Source organism: Serratia sp. CC22-02 (assembly GCF_900182895.1).
GTDB classification, from domain to species: domain Bacteria; phylum Pseudomonadota; class Gammaproteobacteria; order Enterobacterales; family Enterobacteriaceae; genus Serratia; species Serratia nevei.
Map to the genome: position 1 here is coordinate 772,366 of NZ_FXUD01000002.1, position 18,381 is coordinate 790,746.

Sequence of the window (18,381 nt, forward strand, 5' to 3'; positions counted from 1 at the left end):
ATGAGCAGTGAGACGCTTCATTGGTCAATTGACTCGATGGTCAAAAGAGGGACAACGGTCTTCAGTTATGGCTGGATATTTAGCAAAACCAAAAGTATTAAGCGGCTCGCATTACTCCAGGTTGATGAAAGTGGTATATTATCTAGCATTAACATTGACTATGGTAAAAGCCGAGAGGATGTAGGTTCCTATTTTTCTGAATTCGAGCAAGCTGCTCATTCGGGGTATATTGTTTATGGCTCATTCAGTACATCCGTGGCACAGCATCGCTTAAAACTGCTTTGCACCTACGAGGACGGTACGACGGATAGCATTGATGTGCCAGAAAGCCATTATATCCACGCCGGCAATGATAATAACGAAGCGGCTATAAATAAAAAAATTGTTTTAAAGCAAATGTATGTGCTCGTCAAACGTGCTTTGATGTTACTTAAAGGTGGGAATATCTCCCTGCTTTATAATAAAATAAAACGATATAAGCGCCATGACGCCACTACAGGGTTAAATGTCGCGAGCGATATTTCTAAAATTTTAAATCCTAAAGAACGAGAGAAGGTTATCTTTTTCCTGGATCATGATCTGGGCGGGGGCGCTAATCATTATAGAAACAGGCTGATACAAGATAAGATCGGAGATGGGTTCTCTGCACTGGTTCTTGCATTCAATATAAGAACACTGTCTTATAAATTGATTGTCAAAAGTGAGCGCACCGAGGGGCATTATAAAATTCCGGATGAAGGGTTTGTTTTTGAACTTTTGAATTATGTGAAAATTCAGGAGATCGTCTATAATACCGGGGTTTCATTTGTAAACCCTGAAACCATCCCGAGTTTTTTGCTCGATCTGAAGCTTAAAACCAATGCTACATTGACGACATTGGCTCACGATCTTTTCCCTATTTGTCCTTCGCATTTTCTGATCGATGACAAAGGAAAATATTGTGATGTTCCTGATCCTCAAGTTTGCCATTCATGCTTAAAAAATAACACGTACGGATTTACAACATTATTTGAATCCGGAGATATTAATGAGTGGCGCGATCAGTGGGGCGGATTGATTATCGCTTCAGATAAATTTATTACTTTTTCTCAAAATACGTTGGATATTTATCGGCGTGTTTACCATCAAATACAACCAGAAAAAACGGTGGTCGCTCCACACGTTGTGAGCTATATGCCTAGAAAGGCTGAAGTTCAGCAAAAAGAGAGATTACGCATTGGTGTCGTAGGGCAAATTGGGTATCACAAAGGGGCTGAGTTTGTTAAAGAGTTAGCCCTCGAAATCAAGAAAACGGGTTGTCCGGTGGATATTGTCATTATCGGCGCTATTGAAGCCTCGTGTCCATCAGATATCGTCACTCAGACAGGTCCTTATAAGCAGAGTGAGTTGCCAGATTTGCTCGAAGATAAAGGGGTGAATGTTATTTTATTCCCTTCGATCTGGCCCGAGACGTTTTCCTACGTCGTACAGGAAATGGTTGAGCTTGGTTATCCCGTCGCTTGCTTTAATCTGGGAGCGCCTGCTGAACGACTTAAGAATTATCCAAACGGTTTGATTTTGTCCTCAATGTCTGCTGGCAACGTCTTGCAAGAGTTGATAAAATTCCACCGAAAAATTTATACAATCCAATGAGGCAGGTATGTCTGAGATTCATGTTTTTACTAGCGCAGCGTTTAACTATATTCCGAAAGTGAGAATGCTGTTTCAGTCTATTCGTAAATATCACCCTGAATGGACAATTCACCTCGCCTTGGCCGATGAGAAACGGCCTGAAATTGATCTTAGCAATGAACCGTTTGACGAAGTCGTCTCAGTTTCTGAATTAGACATCCCGGATTGGAAAGGTTGGGCATACTGCCACACCATCGTGGAATTGGCGACGGCGATTAAACCTTTTATGCTGGCACGGTTGCTGCAACTGCCTGGCTGTAAAAAGGTTATCTATCTTGATCCCGATACGGTGGTCTTTTCTCGCCTCGATGACATTCTGGAGGCATTGGACTCTGCGAATGTCGTGCTGACACCACACCAGACAAAACCTGAAACGTCTCTATCCGCTGTGATGGATAACGAGATCTGCAGTCTGAAGCATGGCGTGTATAATCTGGGTTTCTGCGCGGTAGCGGCAACCGATGTCGGCCTCTCTTTTGCAAAATGGTGGGGAGAGCGCATTTATCATTTCTGCCGTGCAGACATTCCAAACGGCCTGTTTACCGACCAACGTTGGATCGATCTGGTCCCTGCCTTCTTCAACGACGTGGCGATCATGCGTTCCAGCCGCCACAACGTGGCCACCTGGAATTTAACAACTCGCGATTTTACCGTTGACGAGAAAGGAAATTACTTTGTTGATGGTGAACCGTTAGGCTTCTACCACTTCACAGGCTTCGACAGCGGCGCTCATCGAATCATGGCTTCTAAAAATGCCGGGGATAATTCTGATGTGCACAAACTGATTGATTGGTATGACGATCAGACGAAGAATCTTGCGCAGGATCCTTTAGCCAAAGTGGTGTGGGCTTACGGCCTGCATTCCGATGGCTCTGCCATTTCAAAGGCGCAGCGCCTGGTTTACCGTGAGCGTATTGATTTGCAAAAAGCTTTCCCTACGCCGTTTGATGCGAATACCTATAATCAGTGGTGGCTGCAACAAGGTCCAAAAGAATACCCTGAGTTGTTCGATAATAGCAGTAAAGATGATGCATTGCGTCAGTTCAGCACGGTGCTCACCCCTGGATTCCGCGGTGGTAATGCTGAGTTTGATAAAGATCGTTTTGTTGGCATTATTAAGCGTTCGCTTTCCAATCCCCGTACTGGCGTCACAATGGGTAAGAAAGGTTGGGAAGTATTAAAGAATGAAGGCATCAAAGGTATTAAGCGTCGCTTTCTGAACTAAATTCGTCCTGTTTCTCGCTGTAAGCCCTGTACATAGTTATGTGCGGGGCTTTTTAACGTAGTTCATATCTAAAATCACCGTTGAGGTTTTAGATATGAACTTTTTAGCACGTAGGTTAGCGGTGAACGATGAAAATAATATTTTCAATGTTTAGCCTGGTGTTGAAGCGTACTGCTTTATGATGAAAAATTTGTTGGCAGATTCAACTGTGACATGGATTCATCTTAAAACTCTTCAGGAAGTTTATGTTTCCCCTGACTGTACTTTAAACCTTGGTATGTTAAGTGAAAATAATTGCATCTCTTGTATTGTACCGACATGAATATCAATCTGTTCAGAAGACATTGGCTTCTCTTCTTGCAGAGGAAAGTATTTCTAAACTGGTCATTGTTGACAATGGCAGTTATTGCGATTGGCTTCTAAATTTAAATGAGCCAAAGCTCGAGATTATTCGAACGAAAGATAATGCGGGGTTTGGTGCTGGCCATAATGCTGTTTTTGAAAGGTTTAAAAATCTTGCCGATTATTTTTTAATTTGCAATCCAGATATTGCCTTTGAGAAGGGGGAGGTAGATAAGCTCTACCGATTCAGTCAAGTGGAAGCCTTGGGGTTGGCTATCCCTAAAATCGTCTATCCAGATGGACGGTTACAGCATGGTTGTAAATTGTTACCCTCGCCTTATCAACTTTTTGCTCGTCGATTTGTGTCTCGTTTCTCGCGATCTTTGAATCAGCGGTATGAATTGCATTGTGCAGACTACACTAAGTCTTTCTTTGCACCGTCTCTTTCCGGTTGTTTTATGTTAGTGAGTAATCAGGCTATTCAGGATGTCGGGTATTTTGATACTCGCTTCTTTTTGTATCTTGAAGATGTCGATCTTTCTCGTAGAATTTGCTTGAAACATAAGACACGTTATTTCCCTGAATCCCTGGTGATTCACGAGTCTCAGCGTCGTTCTTATCAAGACAAGCGTTTTCTTGTATACCATATAATTTCCGCAATAAAATATTTTAATAAATGGGGATGGTTTTTCGACCGGGATAAAGAATTCCTTAACCAGAGTTGCCTGAGCCAATTGCCAAAACAAAAATAGCTTAATCAGGGAGTGGGAATAAAATAAGTCAAAATTTAACCATGACTTTCCAAGATCAAGTCGTTAACGATTTTTGAGCTTGTATTTAAATGAATTGTCTTATTAAGGACAAGATAGCGATGCAACCAATACAGCAAAAAGAAAGAACTCAGAACGTGAAGTATCACTTTGATTCAATTGATATCCTTAGAGGCTTTGCCGCGATATCTGTCGTTGTTTACCATGTCATAGAGCATTTTAACTGGAGCTCTTTCCCTACCAATTGGCCGTGGCTGTGGTTCCGCTTTGGTTGGATGGGGGTCGATATGTTTTTCGTTATTTCCGGTTTTGTTATTGCTATGTCAGCCTTCAACCAACTGGATAGAAGTGGAAAAGATAAATTTTTTGTCCCTTTTATGAAGCGTCGTCTCAATAGAATTGTACCGCTTCATTACTTGACGTTGGCTGTTTTTGTCATTTTTGTTTCTCCCTATCTTCTCTTTAATCATTTTTCAATAAACCTGTTCTCTCATTTACTATTTATACATAACCTTAGTTATGATTTGCACGGCGCTATTAATGGAAGTAACTGGTCGCTTGGTGTAGAGATGCAATTTTATATACTTATTGCACTCACCGCACATTGGCTAAAACATGTTAAATGGTGGGTGCTGCTACTCTGCTCGTTGGGTATTTCCTATGCCTGGCGCTTGGCTGCAGTGTATCTCGTCGATTTACAACAACCACTTGGCGTTTTCAAATTATTTGTCAGCGCCACTCAGCTTCCGGGCATGTTAGATGAGTTCGCCGTGGGGATTTTACTTGCCCGTTTGCTCACTTCTGAACTTGGTCAGAAGTTGGTTTCCAGCAGAAAATATTCTACAATTTCCTTAATGATTTTGGCCGTTGCACTTACCACAGGCGTAATGTGTATATACCTGAAGTATTCATCTTTCTGGAATTATCCTGCGATGGTTATCTTCTTCCGGACCCTGCTGGCGGCGGCATTTGGCATGATCGTGTTGACCCTCTGTTCGCTTAAAATTACACCATTCCTGAAAAGAGTATTGTACCCACTTTACTATTGCGGAACGATTTCTTACGGCATCTATCTATGGCATTTACCGATCTTGCTTTCTATCAAGAAATTAGATTGGTTAACTCATGGTCAATCACTCGCACTGGTATTGGCGCTAACGTTGGTAATGGCATCATTATCGTGGCACTTCTTTGAAAAACATTTTATCAAGAAGTAACTTTTTCCGTCATTGCCCCGTTTTCACTGGCGATAGCGCATATAACCATCTTACGAGAAGACAATTATGTGACCTATCGCACCAATCACTACCCACCCGGTTCAATCCTGAGTTAACATGTGTGCCACATCACAAAACCTGCTGGCTGACGTTGCCGGCAGGGTCATCCTCAGACAGGAGTTCCTAAATGTCCAAGCAACAAATCGGCGTTGTCGGCATGGCGGTAATGGGCCGCAACCTCGCGCTGAACATCGAGAGCCGGGGTTACACCGTTTCCATTTTCAACCGTTCTGGCGACAAGACTGACGAAGTGATCGCTGAGAACCCGGGCAAAAACCTGGCGCCGTATTACACCGTTGAAGAGTTTGTTGAATCGCTGGAAAAACCGCGCCGCATCCTGCTGATGGTGAAAGCGGGCGAAGCGACGGATAAAACCATTGCCTCGCTGACTCCGCACCTGGACAAGGGCGATATCCTGATCGACGGCGGCAACACCTACTATCAGGACACCATCCGTCGTAACCGCGAACTGTCCGACCAGGGCTTCAACTTCATCGGCACCGGCGTTTCCGGCGGTGAAGAGGGCGCGCTGAAAGGGCCTTCCATCATGCCTGGCGGCCAGAAAGAAGCTTACGAGCTGGTGGCGCCAATCCTGGAGAAAATCGCTGCGGTTGCGGAAGGCGAGCCTTGCGTGACCTACATCGGCGCAGACGGTGCCGGCCACTATGTGAAAATGGTGCACAACGGTATCGAATACGGCGACATGCAGCTGATTGCCGAAGCCTATTCTCTGCTGAAGCAGGCGCTGAACCTGAGCAACGAGCAGCTGGCCGAAACCTTCGCCGAGTGGAACAAGGGTGAGCTGAACAGCTACCTGATCGACATCACCAAAGACATCTTCACCAAGAAAGACGAAGAGGGTAAATACCTGGTCGATGTGATCCTGGACGAAGCCGCCAATAAAGGCACCGGCAAGTGGACCAGCCAGAGCTCGCTGGATCTGGGCGAACCGCTGTCTCTGATCACCGAATCGGTGTTCGCACGCTACCTGTCCTCGCTGAAAGACCAGCGCGTTGCTGCCTCTAAAGTGCTGACAGGCCCGAAAGTGGCGCCGTTCACCGGCGACAAAGCCGAATTCATCGAGAAAGTGCGTCGCGCGCTGTATCTGGGCAAGATCGTGTCCTACGCGCAGGGCTTCTCTCAGCTGAAAGCCGCGTCTAAAGAAAACAACTGGGATCTGCACTACGGCGAAATCGCTAAGATCTTCCGCGCCGGCTGCATCATCCGCGCCCAGTTCCTGCAGAAGATCACTGACGCGTATGCGGCGGACGCCGATATCGCCAACCTGTTGCTGGCGCCATACTTCAAGCAAATCGCCGACGAATACCAGCAGGCGCTGCGTGACGTGGTGGCTTATGCCGTGCAGAACGGTATCCCTACGCCAACCTTCTCCGCCGCGATCGCCTACTACGACAGCTACCGCTCCGCGGTGCTGCCGGCGAACCTGATCCAGGCGCAGCGCGACTACTTCGGCGCGCACACCTACAAACGCATCGACAAGGAAGGCGTGTTCCATACCGAATGGATGGAATAACCCCGCCCGTTGAGCGATAAAAAAAGCCGCCGAGGTTAACGCCCGGCGGCTTTTTTATTGCGCGCGATTTAACGTTACGCTTTTTTCTGATGCCGCTCGCGCAGCCGGCCGATCACCGCGCTCAGATCCAGATCCTGGTCCTGCAGCAGCACCAGCAGGTGATAGATCAGGTCCGAAGCTTCGTTGGTCAGCTCTTCGCGATCGTTGACCGTGGCGGCCAGCGCGGTTTCCACGCCTTCCTCCCCGACCTTCTGCGCGATGCGCTTGGTGCCGCTGGCATACAGGCTGGCGGTGTACGAGCTATCCGGGCTGGCGTGCTTGCGCTCCGCCAACAGCTGCTCCAGCTGATAGAGGAACGCCCAGTCGCTGGCGGCCGGGTGGAAGCAGCTGCTGTTGCCGAGGTGGCAGGTCGGGCCGATCGGGTTGGCCAATACCAGCAGCGTGTCGTTATCGCAGTCCGGCGTGATGCTGACCACCTTGAGGAAATGGCTGGAGCTTTCCCCCTTGGTCCACAGACGCTGCTTGGTGCGTGAGAAGAAGGTGACGTTGCCGCTCTGCTCGGTAGCCGCCAACGCTTCCTGCGTCATGTAACCCAGCATCAGCACGTCGCCGGAAACGGCGTGCTGCACGATGGCCGGCATCAGGCCGTCGGTTTTTTCCCAGTCCAGCTGGTTTCTCTGTTGTTCTGTCAGCACACGCGAATCTCCACGCCTTGTTCAACCAGGAACCTTTTCAGTTCGCCGATATTGATGATTTGTTTGTGGAACACCGACGCCGCCAGCGCGCCGTCGACGTCCGCATCGCGGAACGCTTCCAGGAAGTGCTCCATGGTGCCCGCGCCGCCGGAGGCGATCAGCGGTACCTTGCAGGCCTCGCGCACCAGGCGCAGCTGCTGCAGATCGTAACCGTTGCGCACGCCGTCCTGGTTCATCATGTTCAGCACGATCTCACCGGCGCCGCGGCGCTGCACTTCCTGTATCCAGTCGAGGGTTTCCCACTGGGTGATGCGGGTGCGGCTCTCATCGCCGGTATATTGGTTGACGTGATACTTGCCGGTTTCACTGTCGAACCAGGTGTCGATGCCTACCACGATGCACTGCACGCCGAAGCGTTCCGCCAGGCGACTAATCAGCTCAGGATCGGCCAGCGCCGGCGAGTTGATTGAAATCTTGTCGGCGCCGAAAGACAGGATCTGGCTGGCGTCCTCGGCGCTTTTAATGCCGCCGGCGACGCAGAACGGGATATCAATCACCTCCGCCACGCGCGATACCCAGCTTTTGTCCACCACCCGGCCGTCGCTCGAGGCGGTGATATCGTAAAACACCAGCTCGTCCGCACCTTCTTGCGCATAGCGCTGCGCCAGCGGCACAATGTCGCCGATGATTTCGTGGTTGCGGAACTGCACGCCTTTCACCACTTGCCCGTCTTTAACATCCAGGCACGGGATTATCCGTTTTGCCAGCATGCGATCGCCTCCTCAACGCTAAATTTACCTTCCAGCAGGGCGCGCCCCACGATCACGCCGGCAACGCCGCTGCCGCGCAGCTGGGCGATGTCGTCCAGATTGCCGATGCCGCCCGAGGCCTGGAAGGCCACCTGCGGATAACGGCGGCCGATCTCCTGATACAGCGCCACGTTGGACCCAGCCAGCGTACCGTCGCGCGAAATGTCGGTGCATAGCACGTGCTTGAGCCCGTAGGGCAGGAACTGCTCCACCACCTGTTCCAGCGTGGCGTCGGAATCCTCCTGCCAGCCGCTAATGGCTACGCGTTTCACGCCCTGCGCGTCGATGCGCACGTCCAGCGCCAGCACCAGCGCGTCGGCGCCGTAGCGCTCGAACCAGCTCTGCACCAACTGCGGCTGTTTCACCGCGGTGGAGCCGATCACCACGCGCGTGGCGCCGGCCTCCAGCAGGGCGCTGACGTCCTGCTCATTGCGGATGCCGCCGCCGACCTGCACCGGTACGTCAACCCCCGCCAACAGCTTGCGCAGCAGCGGGATCTGGCGCGCCGCCGGATCCTTGGCGCCGGTCAAATCGACCAGGTGCAGCACCTGGGCGCCCTGTTGTTGATAGTCCTGCAGGCGCAGCAGCGGATCGTTGCCGTAGTCGCGCTGTTGGCCGTAATCGCCCTGATGCAAACGCACCACGTTGCCGTCGATCAAATCCAAAGCCGGAATAATCATGCTGCCTACATCTCCAGAAAGTTTTTCAACAGTTGCGCGCCGGCCGCTCCAGATCGTTCTGGATGAAACTGCACGCCGAAGAAGTTGTCTTTTTGCACGGCGGCGGTGAAGGGCTCGCCGTAGTTCGCCTGGGCGATGGTGCTGGGGCATATCGGCATCGCATAGCTGTGAACGAAATAGAAGTAGGCGCCGTCATCGATGCCGCGGAACAGATGGTGGCCCGCCTGCGCGGACACTTGGTTCCAGCCCATGTGCGGCAGCGGCAGGCCGAAGTCGGTCATCTGCTTGACCGGCGTATCGATGAGGCCGAGCGTGGTCACGCCGCCGTTCTCTTCGCTGCTGGCCGCCAGCAGCTGCATGCCGAGGCAGATGCCCAGCACCGGCTGCGTGCAGGCCTTGATCAGTTCGATCAGATCGCGCTCGCGCAGTTGATCCATCGCCGCCTGTGCGGTGCCGACGCCCGGCAGGAACAGCTTGTCGGCGCGCAGCACGATCTCCGGATCGCGGCTCACCTCCGGCTGATAGCCCAGGCGCCGCACCGCGTAGGTGACGGAGGCCAGGTTGGCGCAGCCGGTATCCAAAATCACCACGTTCATCACAGCACTCCTTTCGAGCTCGGCAGGGTATTGCCCTCGACGCGGATCGCCTGGCGCAGCGTGCGGCCAAACACTTTGAACAGGCTCTCGACCCGGTGGTGGTCGTTTTTGCCCTTGGTCTTCAGGTGCAGCGTGCAGCCCATGGTGTAAGAGAGCGAACGGAAGAAGTGCTCGACCATTTCGGTGCTGAGATCGCCGACGCGCTGATAGTTGAACTCGGCCTTGTACTCCAGGTGCGGGCGGCCGGAGATATCCAGCGCGCAGCGCGCCAGGCATTCGTCCATCGGCAACACGAAGCCGAAGCGGGCGATGCCGCGCTTGTCGCCGAGCGCCTTGTTCAGCGCTTCACCCAGCGCCAGGCCGGTGTCTTCCACCGTGTGGTGATCGTCGATATACAGATCGCCTTTGACGTCGATCTCCATGCGGAAGCCGCCGTGGGTGGCGATCTGATCCAGCATGTGATCGAAGAAGCCGACGCCGGTTTTGATCTTGCTGCCGCCTTCGCGATCCAGCCACACGTTGACGTCGATCTGCGTCTCTTTGGTCACGCGATTAACCCGCGCGTGGCGATCGCGCAGCGTCAGCTGGCGCACGATCTCTTTCCAGCCCAGCACGCCGCGCTGGTAGCGCAGCCCATGGATGCCCATGTTTTCCGCCAGCTGCACGTCGGTCGGCCGATCGCCGATCACGTAGCTGTGGGCGGCATTCAGCACGCCGGGTTCGAGGTAACCCTTCACCAGCGCGGTTTTCGGCTTGCGGCAGTCGCAGTTGTCCGCCGGCAGGTGCGGGCAGATCAGCACATCGGCGAACTGAATGCCCTGCGAGCTGAGGATCTGCATCATCAGGTTGTGCGGCGGATCGAAGGTTTCCTGCGGGAAACTGGCGGTGCCGAGCCCATCCTGATTGGTGATCATCACCAGCTGATACCCCGCCTGTTGCAGCGCCAGCAGGGAAGGGATCACGTCCGGCTCGAGCGCCAGCTTGTCCAGGCGGTCAACCTGGAAATCTTCCGGTGGCTCGGCGATCAGCGTGCCGTCACGATCGATAAAGAGGATTTTTTGGCTCACATTGGCTCCTGGCGAGTCTGGTTGGCACCGGGCAGGGCGGACAAGGCGTCCACCACGCGTTGACATTCGTCGCGGGTGCCTATGGTGATGCGCAGGCAGCCGGACAACCCGGGCTGTTTGTTTTGGTCTCGTAAGATAATGCCCTGATCCCACAAGCTTTTAAACACATTACTTGAGGCGGTGAAGCGGGCCAGCAGGTAATTGCTGTCGCTGGCGAAAACCTGCTCGACGCAGGCGCATTTTTCCAACTGTTGCTGCAGCCAGCTGCGGGTGGCGGCAATGTCGGTGACGCGCTGGCGCATGGTGCGGATACCTTCTTCGCTCAGCGCCTGCGCGGCGATATCCGCCACCGGCGTCGAAAGCGGGTAAGGCGCGATCACTTTCAGCAGCAGGGCGATCAGATCTTCGTTCGCGAGCGTAAAGCCGCAGCGCAGGCCGGCCAGCGCAAAGGCCTTCGACAGCGTGCGCAGGATAGCCAGGTGCGGATAGTCGCTCAGCCACCCGGCCACCGAGGCCTGCGGGCAAAACTCGATATAGGCTTCGTCCACCGCGACGATCGCCTTGCCTTTGGCCAGCTCCAGCAGGTTGCGCAGAGAGTCCGGATCGATCAGGTTGCCGGTCGGGTTGTTCGGGCTGCAGACGTAGATCAGCTTCACGTTGTCCATGCTGTCTGCGATGGCCGGCAGATCCAGCTGCCAGTCTTCTTTGGCGGCTACGGTGCGGCGCTCCACGCCGAAGGTTTCGGCGCTGACGGCGTACATGCCGTAGGTCGGCGGGCAGAACAAGATGGCGTCTTTACCCGGCTCGCAGAAGGCGCGGATCAGCAGCTCGATGCCTTCATCGGCGCCGCGGCTGACCAGCACCTGCTCTTTCTTCACCCCGGCGTAGGCGGCGTAGCGTTCGATCACCAACGCCGGCTGGCACTCCGGATAGCGGTTGAAGGTTTGCGCGGTCAGCTGGAACTCGGGCGCGATCGGGTATTCGTTGGCATTGAGCCACACGTCGCCCTTACCGCCGAGGCGACGCGCCGATTGATAAGGGGTCAGCTCGCGAACGTTGGCGCGTGCCAGTTTTTCGATGCTCATGCTTGCTCCTTCAGGGCGGCGACGCGCAGGGTCACGGCGTTCTTGTGGGCGATCAGCTGCTCGGCGGCAGCCAGCGTCTCGATGGTGGCGGCCAGGTTGCTGAAGCCCTGCGGCGTCAGCTCCTGCACCGTCATGCGTTTTTGAAAATCGGCCAGCCCCAGGCTGGAGCAGGTGGCGGTGTAGCCGTAGGTCGGCAGCACGTGGTTGGTGCCGGAGGCGTAATCGCCGGCGGACTCCGGCGACCAGTCGCCGAGGAACACCGAGCCGGCGCTGGTGATGCCGTCTACCAGCTCGCGCGCATTGCGGGTCTGAATGATCAGGTGCTCCGGGCCGTAGCGGTTGCTGATGGCCACGCACTCAGGCAGATCGCGCGCTACGATCAGGCGGCTGCTCGCCAGCGCCTGGCGGGCGGTCTCGGCGCGCGGCAGCTCGGCCAGCTGGCTTTCCACCGCTTCGGCCACTGCCTGCGCCATTGCCGCGTCCGGCGTCAGCAGAATCACCTGCGAATCCGGGCCGTGTTCGGCCTGCGACAGCAGATCGGAAGCGACGAACGCCGGGGTGGCGCCGGCGTCGGCGATCACCAGCACCTCCGAAGGCCCGGCCGGCATGTCGATGGCCGCGCCGTCGAGACGCTGGCTGACCTGTCGCTTGGCTTCGGTCACGAAGGCGTTGCCCGGCCCGAAGATTTTCGCCACGCGCGGCACGCTTTCGGTGCCGAACGCCAGGGCGGCGATCGCCTGCGCGCCCCCGACCTGAAACACTTCCTGCACGCCGCACAGCTGCGCCGCATACAGGATCTCATCGGCGATCGGCGGCGGCGAGCACAGCACCACCCGGCGGCAACCGGCGATGCGCGCCGGCGTCGCCAGCATCAGCACGGTGGAGAACAGCGGCGCCGATCCACCGGGAATATACAGGCCCACCGAGTCGATTGGGCGGGTCACCTGCTGGCAGCGCACGCCCGGCTGCGTTTCGACGTCCACCGGCGGCAGTCGCTGCGCGTTGTGGAAGGTGTCCACGTTGGCGACGGCCACCGCCATCGCCTGTTTGATGTCATCGCCCAGTCGGGCGCAGGCGGCGGCGATCTGCTCGGCGTTGACGCGCAGCGCGGCGACGTCCGCCTTGTCGAAACGGGCGCTGTAGTCGCGCAGCGCCCGATCGCCGTTGGCCTTCACGTTGTCGAGGATCTCGCTCACCGCGCGGGTGATGCTATCGGAAGCGGCGATTGCCGGGCGCATCAGCAGCTCGGCCTGGCGTTCGGCGCTGCACGTTGCCCAATCGATCGGCGTGTTGAAGGTCGACATGGCGTTACTCCATCATCTTTTCAATCGGCAGCACCAGAATCGAGCTGGCGCCGAGCGCTTTCAGTTTTTCCATGGTTTCCCAGAACAGGGTTTCGCTGCTCACCATGTGCATCGCCACGCGGTTCTGCGCGCCGGCCAGCGGCAGAATGGTCGGGCGCTCGGCGCCCGGCAGCAGCGCGACGATCTCGTCCAGCTTCTCGCTCGGCGCGTGCAGCATGATGTATTTGGATTCGCGCGCCTGGATCACGCCCTGAATGCGGGTCATCAGGCGGTCGATCAGCTGCTGCTTGGCTTCCGGCATTTCACCGTCGCGCTGAATCAGGCAGGCCTTGGAGCGGTAGATCACTTCCACTTCGCGCAGGCCGTTGGCCTCCAGCGTGGCGCCGGTAGAGACCAGATCGCAGATGGCGTCGGCCAGGCCGGCGCGCGGCGCCACTTCCACCGAGCCGTTCAGCAGGCAAGATTTAAAGCGCACGCCCTGCTTGTCGAGGTATTGCTTCAGCAGGTGCGGGTAAGAGGTGGCGATGCGGGCGTCCTGCAGGTTTTGCGGACCGGTATATTCGGCATCGAGCGGGGTGGCCAGCGACAGGCGGCAGCCGCCGAAATCGAGGCGGCGCAGGGTGAAGTAGCGCGGGTCTTCGCCCTGAGCGCGGCGGCTGAGCAGCTCTTCTTCCAGCACGTTTTCGCCGATGATGCCCAGATCGACCACGCCGTCCATCACCAGGCCCGGAATGTCGTCGTCGCGCACGCGCAGGATATCGATCGGCATGTTTTCCGCGAAGGCGATCAGGCGCTGTTGCTGCAGGTTGATCTTGATGCCGCAGCGCGCCAGCAGCTCCTGGGATTCATCGCTCAGGCGGCCCGACTTCTGCATTGCGATCCGTAAACGTGTCTTGTCCAGCATGGTAACCTCTGTTTAATCTGTAATTTTATGAATTTATTGTAAAAACTATTCTTTTCTGTCTGTCCGGAGCCAAAAAAAAAACCCTCGGAAGAAATCTTCCGAGGGCTCTCTCTTGCGTTCTGCGCGCCACTGGAAGATTAACAAACCGTCTTCCAGCACTCATCGCCTGAAAGACTAGTCAGGGTGATGGTGATGATGGTGGTTGAACTGAACGCGTGTCATGGTGTTTTTCTCTAATCAAAAGCCGGTAAAAACCGTATGCCAATTAAGCTAAACTATCCGCTGTCCACCGCGCAACCCTTTTTTAACGTCATAAATTTAATTTATTGAAACAGGTTAGGTTATTAGCCACAGACGGCTTTACCTAACCTTAAGCCGGGCAGATTGTATCGTCGTGCACAGTGGCGTAGCCTTAGGGGTAGGGCGCTGCGATCTTCAGGAGAGGAAGAGGATGAAAAAGGTAGCCATTATTGGTTTGGGTTGGCTGGGCATGCCGTTGGCGCTGTCGCTGATGGGGCGCGGGTATGATGTGGTCGGCAGCAAAACCACGCCGGACGGCGTCGAGGCCGCGCGCATGAGCGGCATCGAATGCTATCAACTGGAGCTGACGCCGGAGCTGGTGTGCGATCCGGACGATCTGGAATCGCTGCTGCGCGTGGATGCGCTGGTGGTGACGCTGCCCGCTCGCCGCACCGTCGAAGGCAGCGAGAACTATTTCAATGCGGTGCGTATGCTGGTGGACAGCGCGATGGCCTTCGGCGTGCCGCGGGTGATCTTTACCAGTTCCACCTCGGTGTACGGCGAAACCGCCGGCACGCTGCGCGAAGAGTCGCCGCTGCGGCCGGTCTCGCCGTCGGGCCGGGTGCTGGCCGAGCTGGAGCGCTGGCTGCATGAATTGCCGAACACCTCGGTGGACATTCTGCGGCTGGCGGGGCTGGTGGGCGCCGATCGTCACCCCGGTCGCTTCCTGGCGGGCAAGCTCGATGTGAAGGGCGGTTCGCAGGGGGTGAATCTGGTGCACCAGGACGACGTCATCGCCGCCATCCAGCTGTTGCTGAAGCTGCCGAAGGGCGGTCACGTGTACAACCTGTGCGCGCCGCGTCATCCGGCCAAACGCGAATTTTATCCGGCGCTGGCCGAGCAGCTGCACCTGGAGCCGCCGCAGTTCGCCGACGAAGCGGAGCAGGATGAGCGGCTGGTGGACGGCAACCGCATCTGCAACGAGCTGGGTTTTGAGTACCAGTATCCCGATCCGGCGCGCATGCCGGTCAGTTAAGGCAGCATACGTCGTTTAAAGCGGGAAAAGGTGGCTCGTCACAAAGTCGACGAACAGCCTGATTTTGACTGACAGGTGGCGGCCCGACGGCCAGAGGACATGAAAAACCATGTTCTCGCGGTCGTATTCATCCAGAACCGTCACCAGGCTGCCCTGTTCCAGCTGTCTGCGCACGGCGATCTCCGGCAAATAAGCGATGCCGAGCCCTTGCTCCGCGAAGCACACCTGCGGATCGAGGGTATTTGTCACCATGCTGGCCGGCCGTTCGGGGATCGTCTCCGTCTTGTCCCCCAGCGGCCAGACATCCAGTTTGCCGGTGCTGGGAAAGCGATAATGCAAACGGGCATGGCTTGTCAGATCCTCGGGCTTGCTCGGCATACCCGCTTGGCTGAAATAGCTTGGCGCGCCAACGAAAACCTTGCGGCAGGTCCCCAACCGGCGGGCAACCAGCCGTGAATCGCTCGGGGTGCCGCTGCGGATAACGGCATCGAAACCTTCCTCAATCACGTCAACCAACCGATCCGAATAATCAATATCCAGCTCGATCTCAGGATAGCGGCGCTTGAAGTCCCCCAGTTTTGGCATGAAAAGCGTGCCCAGCGACGGGAGACTGATGCGCAGCTTACCCTGGGGCGTTCCTCGCGTTTGCAACAGTTCGGCTTCCGCGTCTTTCACCTCGCTCAAAATGCGTCGGCACCTCTCTAGGAACAAGGCGCCTTCCGGCGTCAGGTTGACCGTGCGGGTGGAGCGGTGAAATAACCGCACGCTGAGCCGTTCCTCCAGCCGGGCGATGGTTTTGCTGACCGCCGACGCGGAGATCCCCAGCTGTTGCCCGGCCGCCGTGAAACTGCGGCTTTCACTGACCCGCACGAAAACGTCGAGAGAACCCAAGCTTTCCATAGGCTTCCATTCTATTGATGACCTTTACGTCATGAGTGTTATTCACTTTAGCCTGTTTTTCTTTTATCGGCGAGTGGGCAGCATGATGCAAACGTCATCCGCAATGGGCGGAAACATCTTTGAATGAGGAGTGATTGATGAATCAAACGACGATATCTGCGCCTGCCGCGAGCAGCGAGCGGTTGCCGCTGGGGGGCCTGCTGGCGTTGGCGATGGCCGCTTTTATCACGCTGCTGACCGAGATCATGCCGGCGGGCGTGCTTTCTTCGATTGCGGGCGATTTGAGCGTGTCTGAAAGCCTGGCGGGGCAATTCATCACCGCCTATGCGGTGGGGGCGTTGGTCGCCGCCATTCCGCTCACCGCATTGACGCAGGGCATGCGGCGCCGCCCCTTGCTCTTGAGTGCGATCGGCGGCTTTGCCATCGTCAACCTCGTCACGGCGCTGTCGCATGATTACCACGTCTCATTGGCGACGCGTTTCTTCGCCGGCGTTTTCGGCGGCATCGTTTGGTCCTTGCTGGCCGGTTACGCCGTGCGCATGTCACCGGCCCATCTTGGCGGCCGCGCTATTGCGATCTCCGGCGCCGGCGCCACCCTGGCGCTGGTGCTTGGCGTACCGCTCGGCACGTTGCTTGGCCGAGCCATCGGCTGGCAAGGCGCCTTTGGCCTGATGACGTTGATGGCGGTGATGCTCGTGGTGTGGATCATCGCCATCGTGCCGGATTTCCCCGGCCAGGCTAAGGCGCATCGCCCGTCTCTGAGCGGCGTATTCTTGCAATGCGGGATCCGCGCCGTGCTGTTCGTGGTGTTCACCTTCATCGTTGCCCACAACATTCTGTATATCTACCTGGAGCCTTTCCTCAAACCGTCGGGGTTATCCGAGCGGGTCGATATCGTGCTGTTTATCTTCGGGCTGGGCGCGATTGCCGGATTGGGCGTCGCCGGGATGCTGGTCGATCGACGAGTCCAATCTCTTACGGTAATGAGCATCGTCACCTTTGCCCTCGCCGCCGTGCTGCTGGGGAGTGGGGGACGGATAGCCCCGATGGTTTATCTCGCGGTCGCATTGTGGGGCGTGGCTTTCGGCGGTTTCGCCACCCTCACGCAGACGGCATTGTCACGCCTTTCCGGCCGCGCGGCCGATATGGCGCAGTCCATGTATACGACGGGCTGGAATACCGCCGTGGCCGCCGGTGGCGCGATCGGCGGCATGCTGCTCGACAAGGGCGGAGCGGCCTCTTTTGCCTGGGCCATCATCGGGCTCCTCATCCTGTCTTTAACCGGCACGCTGTTTGCCATGAATCGGGCGCTGGCCTCTCAGCGATGAGGTGATTGGCGTGCGGCGCGCGCCAAATCCTCCAGCAGCGCGTTCAACGCCTCGTCGGGCTGGACAGGGCGGCTGACCAGGCTGAGCGTGGCGCGGTAAGAGAGCGCCGCGCCGCCCAGCTGCCGCAGCAGCCCCTGTTCCACCCAGCGCGCCGCGTAGTGGGTGGGCAGGTAGCCGAGACAGGAACCGCTCAGTACCAGATGGGCGACGCTTTCCATATGGTGGGCCACCGCAGCCAGGTGAGGCGGCGCGATCGGGCACAGCTGCTGCGCCAGCAGGTAGCCGCGCTTGACCCAACGCGCGTTTTCAATCTGCTCGCGCTCCGGTTCTTCCACCGCGAACAGCGGGTGATCCGCGCTGCAGTAGATCGCCTGCGTCTCCTCCAGCCATGACTGATAACGCAACGCCTCCAACTGTTGGCCGAAGTAGCCGATGCCCAGATCGAGCTGCCGGTGCAGCAGCCCCTGCTCAATCTCGTTCGGTGAACAGATGCGGCACTGCAATTGCACGTCCTGATGTCGGCGCTGGAAGTGTTTGATGGCCTGGCTGAACGGGTTGCCCGGCAGCGAAACCAGATTATCCACCAGACCGATCTGCAGATCGCCGGTCAGCAGGCCGTTCAGCGACTGGCTGACCCGGGTGAAGTCGCGGGCGGCGTTGAACAGCGAACGGCAGGCGATCAGCATGCGTTCGCCCTTGGGCGTCAGCCGGAAGCCTGAGCGGCCGCGTTGGCACAGGCGAAAACCCAGCCGGGTTTCCAGCGAGGCCAGGTGGGTGCTGATGGTGGATTGGTTCATCAGCAGCGTTTCCTGCGCGGCGCTGACGCCCTGGGCTTCTGCCACCGCGACGAACACCCGCAGCAGTTTCAGATCGATATCGCTTAGGTTGGTGAGCATTCCCCCTCCGCAGAACGTCGGC

At 56.3% G+C, this 18,381-nt stretch carries 18 protein-coding genes and 1 other annotated feature; of the genes, 7 read left to right on the forward strand and 11 right to left on the reverse strand.

The features are described 5' to 3' along the window. The 5 genes from QOL81_RS10555 to gnd all read left to right on the forward strand — a co-directional run bounded on the left by QOL81_RS10555 (position 1) and on the right by gnd (position 6,819). The gene (locus QOL81_RS10555; protein WP_070913988.1) at positions 1 to 1,632 is read left to right on the forward strand and encodes a glycosyltransferase; all 1,632 of its coding nucleotides are present in this window, start codon (positions 1 to 3) and stop codon (positions 1,630 to 1,632) included. A 7-nt stretch (positions 1,633 to 1,639) separates the two neighbouring features. After that, positions 1,640 to 2,896 (forward strand): glycosyltransferase, encoded by a 1,257-nt coding sequence (locus QOL81_RS10560; protein ID WP_060421518.1) that lies wholly within the window; start codon positions 1,640 to 1,642, stop codon positions 2,894 to 2,896. Between the two features lie 284 nt (positions 2,897 to 3,180). Further along, a complete protein-coding gene (locus tag QOL81_RS10565; RefSeq protein ID WP_072265448.1) occupies positions 3,181 to 3,990 on the forward strand; it encodes a glycosyltransferase family 2 protein in 810 nt (269 codons plus the stop codon). A 119-nt stretch (positions 3,991 to 4,109) separates the two neighbouring features. Further along, positions 4,110 to 5,225: an acyltransferase family protein gene (locus tag QOL81_RS10570; RefSeq protein WP_070913986.1), complete on the forward strand. Its 1,116-nt coding sequence runs from the start codon at positions 4,110 to 4,112 to the stop codon at positions 5,223 to 5,225. Positions 5,226 to 5,412: 187 nt separating this feature from the next. Further along, complete coding sequence (gnd, locus tag QOL81_RS10575; RefSeq protein ID WP_004938815.1) at positions 5,413 to 6,819, forward strand: NADP-dependent phosphogluconate dehydrogenase; 1,407 nt, start codon at positions 5,413 to 5,415, stop codon at positions 6,817 to 6,819. A gap of 74 nt (positions 6,820 to 6,893) precedes the next feature. Here the strand turns inward: gnd and hisIE are convergent, their stop codons facing one another. The 9 genes from hisIE to hisL form a co-directional block, all read right to left on the reverse strand. Next, positions 6,894 to 7,514, reverse strand: coding sequence for a bifunctional phosphoribosyl-AMP cyclohydrolase/phosphoribosyl-ATP diphosphatase HisIE (gene hisIE / locus QOL81_RS10580; protein ID WP_060421528.1), 621 nt, complete (start codon positions 7,512 to 7,514; stop codon positions 6,894 to 6,896). Continuing rightward, the gene (hisF, locus tag QOL81_RS10585) at positions 7,508 to 8,284 is read right to left on the reverse strand and encodes an imidazole glycerol phosphate synthase subunit HisF (RefSeq protein WP_060440332.1); all 777 of its coding nucleotides are present in this window, start codon (positions 8,282 to 8,284) and stop codon (positions 7,508 to 7,510) included. The genes hisIE and hisF overlap by 7 nt, the downstream gene beginning before the upstream one ends. Then, positions 8,266 to 9,003, reverse strand: a complete 738-nt coding sequence (gene hisA / locus QOL81_RS10590; protein WP_060421534.1) for a 1-(5-phosphoribosyl)-5-[(5-phosphoribosylamino)methylideneamino]imidazole-4-carboxamide isomerase — start codon at positions 9,001 to 9,003, stop codon at positions 8,266 to 8,268. Before hisA ends, hisF begins: the two co-directional genes overlap by 19 nt. Before the next feature lie 5 nt (positions 9,004 to 9,008). Next, complete coding sequence (gene hisH, locus QOL81_RS10595; protein WP_033637766.1) at positions 9,009 to 9,599, reverse strand: imidazole glycerol phosphate synthase subunit HisH; 591 nt, start codon at positions 9,597 to 9,599, stop codon at positions 9,009 to 9,011. After that, positions 9,599 to 10,666: a bifunctional histidinol-phosphatase/imidazoleglycerol-phosphate dehydratase HisB gene (gene hisB / locus QOL81_RS10600; protein ID WP_060421537.1), complete on the reverse strand. Its 1,068-nt coding sequence runs from the start codon at positions 10,664 to 10,666 to the stop codon at positions 9,599 to 9,601. The genes hisH and hisB overlap by 1 nt, the downstream gene beginning before the upstream one ends. After that, positions 10,663 to 11,751 carry a histidinol-phosphate transaminase gene (gene hisC, locus QOL81_RS10605; RefSeq protein WP_033646737.1) on the reverse strand — a complete coding sequence of 363 codons (1,089 nt, stop codon included), beginning with the start codon at positions 11,749 to 11,751 and terminating at the stop codon, positions 10,663 to 10,665. Before hisC ends, hisB begins: the two co-directional genes overlap by 4 nt. Next, entirely contained in the window at positions 11,748 to 13,055 is a 1,308-nt protein-coding gene (gene hisD / locus QOL81_RS10610) for a histidinol dehydrogenase (protein ID WP_283439813.1), read from the reverse strand. The genes hisC and hisD overlap by 4 nt, the downstream gene beginning before the upstream one ends. 4 nt (positions 13,056 to 13,059) lie before the next feature. Continuing rightward, positions 13,060 to 13,959, reverse strand: coding sequence for an ATP phosphoribosyltransferase (gene hisG, locus QOL81_RS10615; RefSeq protein ID WP_049202244.1), 900 nt, complete (start codon positions 13,957 to 13,959; stop codon positions 13,060 to 13,062). Positions 13,960 to 14,031: 72 nt separating this feature from the next. Further along, positions 14,032 to 14,158: a sequence feature (His leader region), on the reverse strand. Further along, positions 14,134 to 14,181 carry a his operon leader peptide gene (gene hisL / locus QOL81_RS10620; protein WP_100396937.1) on the reverse strand — a complete coding sequence of 16 codons (48 nt, stop codon included), beginning with the start codon at positions 14,179 to 14,181 and terminating at the stop codon, positions 14,134 to 14,136. It overlaps the preceding feature by 25 nt. A gap of 229 nt (positions 14,182 to 14,410) precedes the next feature. Here hisL and QOL81_RS10625 point away from each other — a divergent pair, with 229 nt between their 5' ends. Next, a complete protein-coding gene (locus tag QOL81_RS10625) occupies positions 14,411 to 15,235 on the forward strand; it encodes an SDR family oxidoreductase (RefSeq protein WP_015377257.1) in 825 nt (274 codons plus the stop codon). A gap of 15 nt (positions 15,236 to 15,250) precedes the next feature. Here QOL81_RS10625 and QOL81_RS10630 read toward each other — a convergent pair whose 3' ends face one another. Further along, entirely contained in the window at positions 15,251 to 16,135 is an 885-nt protein-coding gene (locus tag QOL81_RS10630; RefSeq protein ID WP_060421544.1) for a LysR family transcriptional regulator, read from the reverse strand. Positions 16,136 to 16,272: 137 nt separating this feature from the next. On the opposite strand from QOL81_RS10630, the gene QOL81_RS10635 reads away from it, so the two are divergent. Further along, positions 16,273 to 17,463 carry an MFS transporter gene (locus QOL81_RS10635; protein ID WP_080440228.1) on the forward strand — a complete coding sequence of 397 codons (1,191 nt, stop codon included), beginning with the start codon at positions 16,273 to 16,275 and terminating at the stop codon, positions 17,461 to 17,463. Here QOL81_RS10635 and QOL81_RS10640 read toward each other — a convergent pair. Next, positions 17,454 to 18,359: a LysR family transcriptional regulator gene (locus QOL81_RS10640; protein ID WP_060421547.1), complete on the reverse strand. Its 906-nt coding sequence runs from the start codon at positions 18,357 to 18,359 to the stop codon at positions 17,454 to 17,456. The genes QOL81_RS10635 and QOL81_RS10640 overlap by 10 nt on opposite strands. Between the last annotated feature and the right edge of the window lie 22 nt (positions 18,360 to 18,381).

Coding starts and splice junctions, on each gene's coding strand:
- QOL81_RS10555 (WP_070913988.1), top strand. CDS start 1: ATGAGCAGTGAGACGCTTCATTGGTCAATTGACTCGATGGTCAAAAGA.
- QOL81_RS10560 (WP_060421518.1), top strand. CDS start 1,640: ATGTCTGAGATTCATGTTTTTACTAGCGCAGCGTTTAACTATATTCCG.
- QOL81_RS10570 (WP_070913986.1), top strand. CDS start 4,110: ATGCAACCAATACAGCAAAAAGAAAGAACTCAGAACGTGAAGTATCAC.
- gnd (WP_004938815.1), top strand. CDS start 5,413: ATGTCCAAGCAACAAATCGGCGTTGTCGGCATGGCGGTAATGGGCCGC.
- hisF (WP_060440332.1), bottom strand. CDS start 8,284: ATGCTGGCAAAACGGATAATCCCGTGCCTGGATGTTAAAGACGGGCAA.
- hisA (WP_060421534.1), bottom strand. CDS start 9,003: ATGATTATTCCGGCTTTGGATTTGATCGACGGCAACGTGGTGCGTTTG.
- hisH (WP_033637766.1), bottom strand. CDS start 9,599: ATGAACGTGGTGATTTTGGATACCGGCTGCGCCAACCTGGCCTCCGTC.
- hisC (WP_033646737.1), bottom strand. CDS start 11,751: ATGAGCATCGAAAAACTGGCACGCGCCAACGTTCGCGAGCTGACCCCT.
- hisD (WP_283439813.1), bottom strand. CDS start 13,055: ATGTCGACCTTCAACACGCCGATCGATTGGGCAACGTGCAGCGCCGAA.
- hisG (WP_049202244.1), bottom strand. CDS start 13,959: ATGCTGGACAAGACACGTTTACGGATCGCAATGCAGAAGTCGGGCCGC.
- QOL81_RS10625 (WP_015377257.1), top strand. CDS start 14,411: ATGAAAAAGGTAGCCATTATTGGTTTGGGTTGGCTGGGCATGCCGTTG.
- QOL81_RS10630 (WP_060421544.1), bottom strand. CDS start 16,135: ATGGAAAGCTTGGGTTCTCTCGACGTTTTCGTGCGGGTCAGTGAAAGC.
- QOL81_RS10635 (WP_080440228.1), top strand. CDS start 16,273: ATGAATCAAACGACGATATCTGCGCCTGCCGCGAGCAGCGAGCGGTTG.
- QOL81_RS10640 (WP_060421547.1), bottom strand. CDS start 18,359: ATGCTCACCAACCTAAGCGATATCGATCTGAAACTGCTGCGGGTGTTC.